Here is a 12606-nt window from a genome sequence, read left to right on the forward strand (position 1 = left end):
GGTGCCTGGCGCAGATCCACAAAAAAGGTGCCCCCGGCGAACCGGCAGGGGCACCTTTCGTGGTTGCGCCAGCTGTCAGCCGGCGGGAGCCTAGGCCAGGCCGAGTGCTGCCTCGATCGGACCGACGCAGAAGAAGACGGCGAACGCCGCAGCGACGATCCACATGACGGGGTGGATTTCCCGGGCCCGTCCCTGGAACGTGCGGATGATCACGTAGGCGATGAAGCCTGCGCCCAGGCCGTTGGCAATCGAGTAGGTGAACGGCATCAGCGCGATGGTGAGGAAGGACGGGAGCGCCAGGCCGATGTCCGACCAGTCGATCTTCGCCACCTGGGTGACCATCAGGTAACCCACCACAACCAGCGCCGGGGCCACGGCCTCGAACGGCACCAGGTAGATCAGCGGCGTCAGGAACATGGCTGCAATGAACAGCAGGCCGGTGACGATCGACGCGAAGCCGGTGCGGGCCCCTTCGCCGATGCCTGCGCCGGATTCGACGAAGAGCTGGTTCGAGGAGACGCTGGCACCGCCGCCGGCAATGGCACCGGCCGCGTCCACGAGCAGTACGCGCTCGACGTTGGGGATGTTGCCGTCCTTGTCGATGCTTCCGGCTTCGGTGGAAAGGCCCACCATAGTTCCCATGGCGTCGAAGAAGATGCTGAGCAGGATCACGAAGGCCAGCAGGGATGCGCCGATGATCCCCAGCTTTTCGAACGAGCCGAACAGGCTGAAGTTGCCGATCAGGGACAGATCCGGCGCACCCCACTGGGGCATGCTCGGGGTGACCAGGGACCAGCCGGTGGCAACGCCGGCACCCTGGTTACCGGGGGAGGCGACGTTCTCAATGATGACGGCCAGCACGGTGGAGGACAGGATGCCGATCAGGATCGCGCCGCGGACCTTCCGGGCCATCAGGGCAATGGTGAGGATCAGGCCAAAGGCGAACACCAGGGTGGGCCAGCCGAGCAGCGCGCCGCCGGAGCCAAGCTCTACGGGGACGGTGGTGCCGGCGGCGTCGGGCACGCGGCGCACAAAGCCGGCGTTCACGAAGCCAAGCAGCGCGATGAAGAAGCCGATGCCCACCACAATGGCGGTTTTCAGGCTGGCGGGAACTGCCCTGAAGACGGCAGTCCGGAAGCCGGTGAGCACCAGGATGAACATGGTGATACCTGCCAGGACCACCAGGCCCATGACGTCCGGCCAGGTGAGGTTCTCATTGGTGGCAACGGTCACCGCGACGAACGCGTTGACACCCAGGCCGGTTGCCATCGCGAAGGGGTGCTTGGCCCAGGCGCCCATGATGATGGTCAGCACGCCGGCGACCAGCGCCGTCGCGGCAGCGATGGCCGGCCCGCCCAGGACGTTGCCCGCACCGTCTTCCCCTCCGAGGATCAGCGGGTTCAGGACCACGATGTAGCTCATGGCGAAGAATGTGGCCAGGCCTCCCCGGATCTCCGTACCAACCGTGGAGCCCCGCTTGGAGATTTCGAAATACCGGTCCAGTCTTGAACCTTGCTTGAGCATGACTGTTTCCTCTGAGTGAGTGTTGTGCGGGAGCGGGCGAATGCCCCAGCTTCGATATTAGACCCGCACCGCCCGCAGCTTTTAATGCTGTGGCCGGCGTCGAAACATGCATGCTCCGCAGACGGGGCGGCGGGTAGGCTGGCTTTAGGAGCGCAGCCAAGGGTGGTTGTGTGCACCCCGAAGGGAGCCGATTGTGTTCGATGCTGAGTTTGAGGCGGACCCGGTCCGCTCCGGAATCGTGGTGGGAGTGGATGGCTCGGACCAGAGCATCTGCGCCCTTACCTGGGCGGCCCGGGAAGCGCGGCGCCGCGGCGTTCCGCTGCACGTGGTGACGGCCTATACCGTTCCTATCTTCGCGGCGTCGTCCATGGACGCCGGGTACACGGCCGTCGACGACGCGGTGATTCGCGACGGCGCCCGTTCCGTCCAGGAAAAAGCCCTTGCCCGGATAGCCCAGCCGGGACTCGAAGTCATCTCCCGGGTGGAGAGCGGCGACGCAGCGGCGGTGCTGCTGGAACTGTCCGAAGACGCCGAACTCATGGTGGTTGGATCCCGCGGACGCGGCGGATTCGTTGGCCGGCTGCTCGGCTCGGTATCCAGTGCCGTGCCTGCCCATGCCAAATGCCCCACGGTGATTGTTCCGCTTCGAACGGCCGGACGGCTGCCGGAATCCGGCATCTCCGCCCCGGCGGGTTCTCCAGTGGCGGATGACGTGCACCAGGCCGTCGTCGTCGGCGTTGACGGTTCCGAGCAGGGGCGGGCAGCTTCCCTGGTCGCCGCCGAGCAGGCACGCAGCACGGGCCTCCCGCTGCGCATTGTCTGTGCCCTGCCGCCCTTCAGCGGTTCGCTCGCCTGGGTTCCGGCCCCGCTGGACGTCGACGCGCTGCACGCTGAACTGATGGAACAGCTAAACGCCGGCCGGAACTGGCTGCAGAGCCACTTCCCTGACGTGGAAATGACCGTGGAGCTCGTGGACGGCCCGCCGGCCGAGGTGATGGTGGGCCGCACGGCGAACGTTGAACTCGTGGTGCTGGGCACCCGGGGCCGCGGCGGATTTGCCGGCATGCTGTTGGGTTCAACCAGCCAGAGCGTGCTGCACCACGCGAAGGGCCCCGTCATGGTGGTTCCCGATTATGACGACCCCCGCCTGGCGGACCGGGCAACCTTCGGCCCGATGGCCGAGGACTAGGAACCGGGTTTAGGCGTGCCGTTCACCCTCGTGGACGGCATGCCGCTCAGGTTCCAGCTGGAACGTGCAGTGCTCGGTGTCGAAGTGGCTGGAAAGACAGCCCGAGAGCCGGTCCAGGATGGTGTCCATCCCGTGCGGCGTGAGGTATTCCTCATCCACCACCACGTGCGCGGAGAACACCGGGACCCCGGAGGTGATGGTCCAGATGTGGATGTCATGGGCGTCCTGCACGCCGTCCACCCGGACGATGTGTTCGCGGATCATCTCCACGTCCACCCCCTGCGGGGTGGCCTCGAGCAGCACGTCGATCACTTCGCGCAGCAGTGACCACGCGCGCGGCAGGATCATGGCTGCGATCAGGAACGACGCCCAGACGTCCGCCTGCTGGTAGCCGGTGAGCATGATCACGACGGCGGACACCACCACGGCCGCCGAGCCCAGCAGGTCCCCCAGGACCTCCAGGTACGCGCCGCGCACGTTCAGGCTCTCCTTTCGCCCGGAGTGCAGGATCAGCAGCGAAACCAGGTTGGCCAGTCCGCCCAGGATCGCAGCGGAGAGCATGATCCCGGTGTGCACCTCCGGGGCGTCCCCAATCCTGCGCACTGCCTCGGTGAAGATGACGACGGCGATCACGATCAGCAGCACCGCGTTGGCCAGCGCCGCCAGGACCTCTGCCCGCTGATAGCCGTAGGTGCGTTTCGCGGTGGGCGGGCGGGCAGCTATCCAGGCTGCGAGCAGCGCAATCGAAACGCCTGCGGCGTCAGAAAGCATGTGTCCGGCGTCGGCAAGCAGGGCCAGGGAACCGGAGACGAGTGCCCCGGCCGTCTGGATGACCACGACGGTAATGGTGATAAGGAAAACGGCCAGCAATTTGCGGCGGTGCCTGCCCGTGGCTGTGCCTGACGGCAGGCCATGGCTGTGGCCGGAATGATCGCCCATGCTTACAGGCTAGCTAGCCCCAGCCCAGTTCGTGCAGCCGGGCGTCGTCGATGCCGAAGTGGTGGGCTACCTCGTGGATCACGGTGATACGGATTTCGTCCACGAGCTCTTCCCTGGTTTCACACATCCGGGTCAGCGGACCGCTGAAGATGACGATCCGGTCCGGGAGCGAGCCGGCACCCCACCAGGAGTCGCGCTCGGTCAGCGGCGTGCCGTCATACAGGCCCAGCAATTCGGTTTCCGGGTCTTCGTGCGGGCCGGGAATGTACTCGTCCTCGATGAAGACGGCTACGTTGCTCATCGCCCTGGCCAGGTCCTCCGGGATGGAGTTCAGGGCATCGTCGACGGCGGCTTCGAAGTCATCGGGGCTCATCTCGATCGGCACATTTCCACTCTAGCCGGGGGTGCCCGGAACCCGATTTTGAAGATCGCGCGAGTAGGCCCTATAGTTTTATAAGTCCGCAGCCGGGAAACACGACTGAAACCGGGAAGTTTTCGGTGTCAGCCAAGTTGAAAGCTGCGTGTTCTAAGCCCCCATCGTCTAGCGGCCTAGGACACCGCCCTTTCACGGCGGCGGCACGGGTTCGAATCCCGTTGGGGGTACTCACGAGAGTGGTAATTCAACCGCTGAAAAGCTGGTAGAGTTTACACTCGTGAAAAGCAAGGCCCTGTAGCGCAGTTGGTTAGCGCGCCGCCCTGTCACGGCGGAGGTCGCGGGTTCAAGTCCCGTCAGGGTCGCTCAGATTTTCTGAAGCGATTTGGAAGATCTCGGTGATCATCTCTTCGATGATGCCCGGCTCTGTAGCTCAGTTGGTAGAGCGTTCGACTGAAAATCGAAAGGTCACCGGATCGACGCCGGTCGGAGCCACCAGCTAAAACCCCGCACTCGTGAGTGCGGGGTTTTTCTTTGTTCGAAAGCGTTCCGGTTCCTTCTTCCCTCCCGGGATCGGCTGTGGTTGCATGCTGGTGGGGGATCAAGCCGCCGGCCGGCCCGAACCCGGGCCGTCAGAGGAGCACGGATGCCCGGTTTGAAGGCCTGCCCGGGCGCACCCGGTCCGGAAGGAAAGCACCCATGAGTCCGGCGCGCGGCGGCGGACCCCGGGAAGAGCCGTTCAACAGACGGCTGGCACTGCTGCTGGCCATGGCCATGTTCGTGCTGGTGGTTGATACCTCGATCATGAATGTCTCAATCTCCGCAGTGGTGCACGACGTCGGTGCGACGGTCAGTGGCCTCCAGTCCACGATTGCCCTGGAGGCACTGGTCTCGGCGGCGTTCATCCTGATCGGGGGCAAGACCGGCGACCTTTTCGGGCGCAAGCGGGCCTATGTCACCGGGCTGGTCTGCTACGCCGCCGGAGCCGTGGCCATGACCCTGGCGCAGAGCCTGCTGCCGATAATTCTCTTCTGGGCCGTGATTGGCGGCCTCGGCGCCTCTCTGCTGCTGCCGGCAATCCAGTCCCTCATCCATGGCAACTTCGAGGGTCAGGCGCAGCAGCGGGTCTACGCGCTGGTTGGAGCCTCGGCCGCAATCGCCGCGGCGGTCGGCCCATTGCTGGGCGGGTTCATCACAACCTTCCTGTCCTGGCGGGTAGCGTTCCTGCTCGAAGCCCTTGTCATCACCGTTGTGCTGGCCGGCATTAAACTCGTACACGACGTTCCCTACGAAGGCCCGCGGACGCTTGATCTCGTTGGATCGCTGCTGTCCATCCTCGGGATGGGCGGAATCGTGCTGGGCGTTCTGGTGTGGCAGGAGGGCGGCGAGGCTGTGGGAGCGCTGCTGGCCACCGGCGCCGTCGGGCTGGGCTCGCTGGTGCTGTGGCTGCTGAGGCGCAAACGCCGGGGGAAGCCTACTCTGCTGGACCCGGACCTGTTCCGGTCCAAGCCGTTCCGCTTTGGCGCCGCGGGGCAGATGCAGCAGCAGATCGCCCTGGGCGGCACCATGATCGTGCTGCCCATCTACCTGCAGATGGTGCTCGGCTACAACGCCATGGAATCGGGGCTGTCCATTGCCCCGCTCTCGCTGACCATGTTCGCCGTCGCTCTGCTCGCTGGAAAGCGCGCCGGAAGGCGGCGTCCGGCCAGCCGCATCCGGTGGGGATTCATGCTCCTTGTCGCGGGCCTGGTGCTGCTCCTTCCAGTGATACCCCGCGCTGACTCCGGATGGTGGCTTCTGCTCCCGCTCCTCGTCGCCGGATCCGGGCTGGGCCTGCTGGTCTCCCAGCTGAACAACTACACGCTGTCTCCGATCTCCGACGAACGGGTCAGCGAGGCCGCGAGCGTGAACTCCGCTGCCGGCTCCTTTGGACTGTCCTTCGGGCTGGCCTTTGCCGGCGGGATCATGCTGGCGGCGCTGTCCCTGATCTTCACAGGTCTGTCAGAGTCCAGCACGGTGCTGCCGGACAACGAAAAGCAGCAGGTTGCCCGGGTACTGGAGGACGACTCGCAGCTCCTGAGCGATATCCAGCTCCAGGAACTGCTGCAGGGCCAGCCGGAAGAGAGCCAGGCCGAGATCCTCCGCATCAATACGGAGGCGCGGCCGGCCGCCCTGCAGATTGCGCTTGGCATCCCGATCCTCGCCGGTGGCCTGGGACTGCTGGTGTCCTTCAGGATGCGGAAGCTTTCGGAAACGGAACCCTCCTCCGGCGCCGGAACTGTCCTGGCCTGATCCAGCCGCGCCGTCCACGGCTGGGCAAGGAACCCTTCCCATCCCTGCCGTTCCCGGATTCACTGGGACCCCAACTACGTGGAGGTCAACGATGATTCCAAGCAGTGAAGCGTTCCAGTGGGACTCAGTCAGCCCGCATGAGAACGAAGAGCTGAGCGAGGCCCAGTGCTGGTCCCTGCTGGGCGGCCAGGAGACCGGCAGGATAGCGTTCCTGCAGGACGGGAGGCTCCTGGTCTTCCCGGTGAACTACCTGGTACATGAGAAGAACGTGTATTTCCGCACCAGCGAAAGCAGCGGGCTGGCGCTCCTGCCCGGAGACCTGAACACTTCATTCCAGGTCGATTCGCACGACGGCGATGCCATGGCGGGCTGGTCCGTCCTGGTCAGCGGGCCCGCCAACGCCGTCCGGGACGATTCGCTGCTGACCAGGCTGTGGGGTATGCGCAGCGCCGCACCCTACGGAGGCGGGCAGCGGAACCTGTTCGTGGGAATCGATCCGACCCAGGTGACCGGCCGCCGCGTCCGTATGGGCTGAGGCCGGCCTCCCTGCCCAATTCCGCAGGTGAGGGGATAGGCTTGGCTTTTATGGAAGATGCCCAGATCACACCGGGAAACGGTCCTGCCGCTGCCGAAAACCAGCCATTGAGCCCCGCGCCGGCCGGTTCGGGTGCAGTCTCCCCGCCGCCCGGTCCCGGCCCAAAGCCCGCATCGGCCCCTATGCAGCCGCATGTTCCGCCGGTCCCGGGAGGAGCCGCTGCAAACCCGTCAGGATCCGCTTCCGCTGAAGAGCCCGGCGGCCGGACGTCCATCGCCGAGCAGGCCGTGGCCAAGGTGGCGGCCATTGCAGCACGCGCAGTTCCGGGCGTCCACACCCTGGGTACCGGCGCCGGACGTACGCTGGGCGCGGTGCGGGACGCCGTCGCGGGCTCCGACAGCAGCGCTACTGCCGGGGTGAATGTTGAGGTGGGCGAGACCGAGGCCGCCGTGGACATCACCCTGGTGGCCGACTACGGAATCCCGCTGACCGGGCTGGCCGACTCCGTGCGCTCAGCCGTCTACGCCGCCGTGGAGGACCTGGTGGGCCTGAATGTCGTGGAGGTCAACGTGTCCGTCGCGGACGTGCATGTTCCGGAGGCACTGGATCCCCGGGCTGCCAAACGCCCGGCCGGGGGCCAGGACTGAGCATGCGGAACCTTCCGGGCTTCGACAGACCAACTAATGCGGATTCCTCCCCGCGGGGGACGACGGGTAAGGCAGGAACAATGAAACCGACAGTCGTGGGCATGGCCGTAGGTGCCGTACTGGCTTTCACCGCTCTACTCTTCGATTTTTGGGGTTTCCTGCTGATGGCACTCTTTATTGCCGTCGGTGCCTTCCTTGGCCGCGCAGCCGAGGGCAAGGTCGACTTCCGCAGCGTCCGGGACGCGCTCACCGGGCGCCGTTCGTCCTCATGAGCACTGCCGTTGTTCCGGGGGAGGCCAAACCCCTCACCGCTCCGCCGCTGGCCGGGCATAACCGGATTAGCACCCAGGCACTGACCAGCACCGCGCAGGCCGTGGCGGCTGAACACTTCGGGGTGGCCGCCTCGGCGGTGCGTGTCACCTGGAGCGATGACCAGGGGCTGCTGGCGCTGTCGCTGGCGCTGCCGGTCACCATGCCCCCGCTGGAAGCCGTCGTAAAGGATCCCGGGCTGGTGGCCCGGACCGGCGGTTCGGTGTGGGACCGTGCCCATGCGGCCAAACCCGTGCTGCTGGAACGCATCACCTACCTCACCGGTTCAATCCTCTCCCTCGTGGATATCCGGGTCACCGGAATCCGGGTCCAGGAAGGGAGCCGGGTGAAATGAGCGAGACCACTGCCGCCCCGCCAACCGAGGGGTCGACCGCCCGGATCGTCCGCCGGGAAACCCACGCGGCGCGAACCGTTCCCGTAGTGATTGCCGCCGTCCTGGGCATCCTGTTCTGCCTGTACGTCCTGCTCGAATCGGTGCTGCAGTCCCTGGGGCAGGATGAATGGCTGATCGATCCGCCGACGTTTGCGCACTGGCTCGCAGGCCTGCCGCGCGACGCCGACCCCCTGATGCTCGGTCTGGCCGGGGCCCTGATCTTCCTTGCCGGGCTCTGGTTCTTCCTGATGGCAGTGCTGCCCGGACGCCGGGCGCGCTATTCGCTGCCCAACCCGCGCGCCGCCGTCGTCGTGGATGCCGAAGTCCTCGCTTCCTCGCTGGCCCGCCGTGCCCGCCTAACCGCGGGAGTCACCTCCGAGCAGGTCCTGGTGACCGTCGGCCGGACGCGTGTTGAGGTGCGGGTCCGCCCCACGTCCGGAATCCCGGTCGATTCGGAGGCTGTGCGGGCAGCCGTGAAGGATGAGCTGGCGCTCACCGGACTCCAGCCGCAGCCGGCAGTCAGCGTGCTCGTCTCAACCGTGGGGGCGATCGGACAGTGAACCGGACACCACGTTCCCTCAACCGGATCCTCCTGGGCATCGGCGGAGTGCTGCTGCTTGTCCTCGGAGGCGGGCTCGTGCTGCTGAGCGTGGACCCCGCCGCCGCACGCTGGTGGCAGGACACCGCGCCGGGCATCCTGGCCGACGGCGGACGCCTGCTCAGCGACACAGCTATTCCCGGGCAGCGCCAAAGCTGGCTCTGGCCCGCTCTTGCACTGGCCATGGTGGTCTGCGCCGTCCTGCTGGTGCTGTGGATTGCCGCGCAGGGCCGCGGACGGGCAGACACGCTGGTTGCCGAATATGACGACGACGGCGCGCCCGGCCGCATTTCCATCAGCGGCTCGGTGCCTGAGCAGGCACTGCGCGAAGCCCTGCTGAAGGATCCGGATGTCACATCAGTGGGAGTCAGCACCTGGGCGCTGGTGGACGGCAACGGGCTGCGGGTGCGGATCGTGCCGCGGCAGGGCGCCGCACCGCATCTCGTGGCGGCGGACGCCACCAACCTGGTGGATGCCCTCGACGCGGCGCTGGGCCGCAGCTCAACAGTGCTGATCAGCCTGGAAGCCGGCCGCCGGTACCGGCTGGGCCGGGAAGAACGGGTCCGCTGACCCTTTACTGAAGGGGAGCCTTCTAGGATCAGGAAGCGCGGGCGAGCTGCCGGATGGGAATCCAGCGTCCGGCCAGCCGCCGGTACGCTGCGGCAGCGCCCGTCATATCGCCGTCGGCCAGTGACTCGATGCCCAGCCGCACGTCGGACAGGGAATCGTCCGGGTAGACGAGGTCCGCCACGGGGCCGTAGTCCAGCTCCAGGACCGCGGAGGGGGAGAAGACCTCCATCCACGCCACGAGGTCTGTGAGTTCGTCCAGCAGATCCAGTTCCGGCGCAGCCAGGGCCAGGGCGGCCGCGGCGTGCCGGGCGCGCTCAATGCACTGCTGCACGGGAGCGGAGAGCCGGACGGTGAGGACCCGGCCGTCCTCCTCGATGACCTCGGTCTGGTCATCCTCATGCATCAGCACGAACCAGCCGAACGGCACGCCCCACGTGGCCGAGCGGGTGTGCAGCTTGGCCAGCGAATCCGCGAACGAGTCCGGGTCGATGCGGGCGGCATGCGCCTCCCGGGCAACCTCCGGCAGCAGCACGTCCACCAGCGGCCCCTGGACCGTTTCGCCCAAAGACTCTGCCGCCAGGGATGTCCGGACGGCAAGCTGATTGGGGCAGTACAGCCGCGTGGTGATGCCGTCCGGACCCGGGTGGTGAAGCACGCGGACCAGGTCCGTCGAATTGTGCGGGAACGGATCGGAGACGGCACGCACCAGCCGGCGGACGGCGTCGCTGCGCTCCAGCACTTCCGTCTCGTGGCGGGCACGGGAACGCTGGCTCAGGATGCGCATCTGCTGGGAGTCGTCGAAGGCGTCCAGCGGTTCATAGGCGCGAAGGTAGGACACGTACGGGAAGGTACGCCACACGGTCGCTTCCGGTGTCCCGGCCATTCCTAGTCCAGTTCCACGATCACGGGCGCATGGTCCGACGCGCCCTTGCCCTTGCGTTCCTCCCGGTCAATGCTGGCACCGGTGACCCGGGCTGCCAGGGCGGGGGAGCCGAGCGCGAAGTCGATCCGCATTCCCTGCTTCTTCGGGAAGCGCAGCTGCGTGTAATCCCAGTAAGTGTAGACACCGGGTCCCTCAGTGTACTGGCGGGTCAGGTCCTGGAAACCGGAGTCCAGGAACGCCTGGAAGGCGGCACGCTCAGGTTCGGTGATGTGGGTGGCGTTCTGGGCGCGGAACCAGTCGATGTCCCACACGTCCTCGTCCCGCGGGGCAATGTTCCAGTCCCCCATCAGCGCCAGGTTCAGCTTCGGATCAGCCTCCACCCAGGACGCGGCCTGGTCACGCAGGACCTTCAGCCACTCAAGCTTGTACGGCATGTGGGGATCATCTACGGCACGGCCGTTGGGAACGTAGAGGCTCCAGATCCGCACGCCGCCGCAGGTGGCACCGATGGCGCGGGCCTCGGCGGCAGTGGTTTCCTCGGTCTTGCCGAAGTGCGGCTGGCCCGGGAAGGTGCGCTCAACGTCGTCGAGCCCCACACGGGACGCGATGGCGACGCCGTTCCACTGGCTCAGCCCAAAGTGCGCCACCTCGTAGCCGTTGCTCTCGAACATGTCCCAGGGGAAGTTGTCATCCTTGGCCTTGGTCTCCTGGATCGCCAGGACGTCGACGTCGGAGCGCTGCAGCCAGGCCTCAACGCGGTCGGCTCGGGCACGGATGGAGTTCACATTCCAGGTAGCAATCTTCACCCTTGCTACGTTACCCAATCCGCGCACGCGGGGCCTACGATCCCGGTGCCGGTGTTCGCGGAGGTTCTATGCGCAGCGGTGTGCCGGATGGGCGCCGGGGCCGGGGCTGGGGCCGCCGGATGCCGCCGGGGCCGCCGGGCGGGCCGGAACGGCGGCAACGAAACTCCTGCGTTCGCAGAGCTCACTGCGGAGTATTAAAGCCGCCTAACCCGGCCCGCCCGGCGGATTCTGTGCGTCAGCGGACTCCGGTGGTGCTCTCCGATGACCCTCGCCGGCTGGTTGCGCGGGGGTGGGCCCGGTGGTGCTCTCCTGCGAACCTCACTGGCTTTGTGCGCGCGGGTGGACCCGGCGCGCTTCGGTCGCCCCCGCTGGGTGGCGGTGTGGGTGAACTGGGAATCGAATCGCTCCGGTTTGGGGGAATTCGTGCGGTGTGGAACTTTTCGGCCGCGGCGAAGCGGAGCGATCTCCCGAACTGGCCGGAATGTTCCAAAGTGGAGCGAAAAAGAGCTCCAGGCCTGCCCCCGGGCGTGTCCCGACGGGGAGGCCGGGCTCACCGGGCAGGGGAGCCACAGCCGCATCTCCTGGTATTTAGGGGGATGCATCTACCGGGATGGGGAGGGGCGGAGTTTTCGGGAGAGTTCATGGGCGTGATGCAGAAGCAGGCGGCCTAGTTCCGGGCGGCGTTCGTCAGCGAAACGGGGTGCGATGCCCGTGAGGCTCAACGCCCACGCCGGCTGCCCGGAGGGATCAAAGACTGCCGCGCCCATACCCCAGCTGCCGTTGACGATGAGCCCCGGGTTGACCGCGTAACCCAGGGCGCGCGTCTCGTGGATCCTGGCCCTGATCTCGTCCGGGCCGTGACCGTCCCCATGTTCGGCAGCCAGATTGGTGTCCACCAGGTAGTTTTCGACCGTCTGTTCCGGCAGGAACGCCAGGATGGCCAGCCCGGCGGAGGCCACCCCGAGCGGAAACCTCTTGCCTTCGTGCAGAACAAAGGAGCGGATCGGGAACGCGCCGTCCTCACGCAGCAGGCAGACCGTCTCATTTCCGCGGCGGACCGAGAAGAAGGCGCTCTCACCCGTCGCTTCAGCGAGGGCCCGGACATGTTCCCGCGCCAGGGAGGAAATGTCATACCGTTCGGAGGCTACGGATCCCATCAGGTACAGCTCCGGGCCAAGCAGCCAGCGGCCGGAGCGGCGGTCGTGGTCCAGGAACCCTTCGGCGGCCAGCGATGCGAGCAGGCGGTGCGCGGTGGGGCGGGGCAGGGAAGCAGCACGGGCGACGTCGCTCGTGGTTATTCCCTCCGGCATCGCGGCGCTGACAATCCGGAGCACTCCCGCGAGCCGATGGACAACCTGCGCACCCTGCACTCCCTCACCCATGCCCACATTATGAACGCAACCGAGCGTCATAGCCATCATCTGATCACTTTGATTCCCTCCGTTGACCCTTCCGGGATGGCTATTTAGCCTCGGAAACCAGACATGGCGTATGTCCACATTATGAGCTGAGGAGCGTGCACGTGGCGGGAAAGATTCTAGGCAGTG

The 12606-nt window shown here is 66.5% G+C and carries 14 protein-coding genes and 3 tRNA genes; 11 read left to right on the forward strand and 6 right to left on the reverse strand.

Annotated elements, in window-relative coordinates:
• Nucleotides 1-90: 90 nt before the first annotated feature.
• Nucleotides 91-1524 carry an NCS2 family permease gene (locus tag GD628_RS06565; RefSeq protein ID WP_152274156.1) on the reverse strand — a complete coding sequence of 478 codons (1434 nt, stop codon included), beginning with the start codon at nucleotides 1522-1524 and terminating at the stop codon, nucleotides 91-93.
• 193 nt (nucleotides 1525-1717) lie between these two features.
• On the opposite strand from GD628_RS06565, the gene GD628_RS06570 reads away from it, so the two are divergent.
• Complete coding sequence (locus GD628_RS06570; protein WP_226802362.1) at nucleotides 1718-2713, forward strand: universal stress protein; 996 nt, start codon at nucleotides 1718-1720, stop codon at nucleotides 2711-2713.
• A gap of 9 nt (nucleotides 2714-2722) precedes the next feature.
• Here the strand turns inward: GD628_RS06570 and GD628_RS06575 are convergent, their stop codons facing one another.
• Together GD628_RS06575 and GD628_RS06580 are read right to left on the reverse strand one after the other, a co-directional pair.
• Nucleotides 2723-3652 (reverse strand): cation diffusion facilitator family transporter, encoded by a 930-nt coding sequence (locus GD628_RS06575; RefSeq protein ID WP_091600744.1) that lies wholly within the window; start codon nucleotides 3650-3652, stop codon nucleotides 2723-2725.
• Nucleotides 3653-3665: 13 nt separating this feature from the next.
• Nucleotides 3666-4025, reverse strand: a complete 360-nt coding sequence (locus GD628_RS06580) for a metallopeptidase family protein (RefSeq protein WP_091600743.1) — start codon at nucleotides 4023-4025, stop codon at nucleotides 3666-3668.
• Between the two features lie 157 nt (nucleotides 4026-4182).
• Between GD628_RS06580 and GD628_RS06585 the strand changes: the two genes are divergently transcribed.
• From GD628_RS06585 to GD628_RS06630, 10 genes are all read left to right on the forward strand, one after another.
• Nucleotides 4183-4255 (forward strand) — tRNA-Glu (locus tag GD628_RS06585).
• A 61-nt stretch (nucleotides 4256-4316) separates the two neighbouring features.
• A tRNA-Asp gene (locus GD628_RS06590) sits at nucleotides 4317-4390 on the forward strand.
• Nucleotides 4391-4447: 57 nt separating this feature from the next.
• A tRNA-Phe gene (locus tag GD628_RS06595) sits at nucleotides 4448-4523 on the forward strand.
• 201 nt (nucleotides 4524-4724) lie between these two features.
• A complete protein-coding gene (locus GD628_RS06600; RefSeq protein WP_152274157.1) occupies nucleotides 4725-6317 on the forward strand; it encodes an MFS transporter in 1593 nt (530 codons plus the stop codon).
• A gap of 91 nt (nucleotides 6318-6408) precedes the next feature.
• On the forward strand, nucleotides 6409-6852 hold the full coding sequence (locus tag GD628_RS06605; RefSeq protein WP_091600741.1) for a pyridoxamine 5'-phosphate oxidase family protein: 444 nt from the start codon (nucleotides 6409-6411) through the stop codon (nucleotides 6850-6852).
• 182 nt (nucleotides 6853-7034) lie between these two features.
• A complete protein-coding gene (locus GD628_RS06610) occupies nucleotides 7035-7499 on the forward strand; it encodes an Asp23/Gls24 family envelope stress response protein (protein ID WP_091600740.1) in 465 nt (154 codons plus the stop codon).
• Between the two features lie 80 nt (nucleotides 7500-7579).
• Entirely contained in the window at nucleotides 7580-7771 is a 192-nt protein-coding gene (locus tag GD628_RS06615; protein WP_055242076.1) for a DUF2273 domain-containing protein, read from the forward strand.
• On the forward strand, nucleotides 7768-8163 hold the full coding sequence (locus GD628_RS06620; protein ID WP_091600739.1) for a hypothetical protein: 396 nt from the start codon (nucleotides 7768-7770) through the stop codon (nucleotides 8161-8163). Before GD628_RS06615 ends, GD628_RS06620 begins: the two co-directional genes overlap by 4 nt.
• Entirely contained in the window at nucleotides 8160-8762 is a 603-nt protein-coding gene (locus GD628_RS06625; protein WP_152274158.1) for a DUF6286 domain-containing protein, read from the forward strand. Before GD628_RS06620 ends, GD628_RS06625 begins: the two co-directional genes overlap by 4 nt.
• The gene (locus tag GD628_RS06630) at nucleotides 8759-9370 is read left to right on the forward strand and encodes a hypothetical protein (protein WP_152274159.1); all 612 of its coding nucleotides are present in this window, start codon (nucleotides 8759-8761) and stop codon (nucleotides 9368-9370) included. Before GD628_RS06625 ends, GD628_RS06630 begins: the two co-directional genes overlap by 4 nt.
• A gap of 28 nt (nucleotides 9371-9398) precedes the next feature.
• Here the strand turns inward: GD628_RS06630 and GD628_RS06635 are convergent, their stop codons facing one another.
• The 3 genes from GD628_RS06635 to GD628_RS06645 all read right to left on the reverse strand — a co-directional run bounded on the left by GD628_RS06635 (nucleotide 9399) and on the right by GD628_RS06645 (nucleotide 12441).
• Nucleotides 9399-10253 (reverse strand): DUF8083 family protein, encoded by an 855-nt coding sequence (locus GD628_RS06635; RefSeq protein WP_152274160.1) that lies wholly within the window; start codon nucleotides 10251-10253, stop codon nucleotides 9399-9401.
• A gap of 2 nt (nucleotides 10254-10255) precedes the next feature.
• Nucleotides 10256-11059: an exodeoxyribonuclease III gene (locus GD628_RS06640; RefSeq protein ID WP_152274161.1), complete on the reverse strand. Its 804-nt coding sequence runs from the start codon at nucleotides 11057-11059 to the stop codon at nucleotides 10256-10258.
• Nucleotides 11060-11661: 602 nt separating this feature from the next.
• Nucleotides 11662-12441: an IclR family transcriptional regulator gene (locus GD628_RS06645; RefSeq protein ID WP_152274162.1), complete on the reverse strand. Its 780-nt coding sequence runs from the start codon at nucleotides 12439-12441 to the stop codon at nucleotides 11662-11664.
• Nucleotides 12442-12606 lie beyond the last annotated feature (165 nt).

The organism is Arthrobacter koreensis, assembly GCF_009193255.1.
In the GTDB taxonomy this organism is placed as follows: Bacteria; Actinomycetota; Actinomycetes; order Actinomycetales; family Micrococcaceae; genus Arthrobacter_B; species Arthrobacter_B koreensis.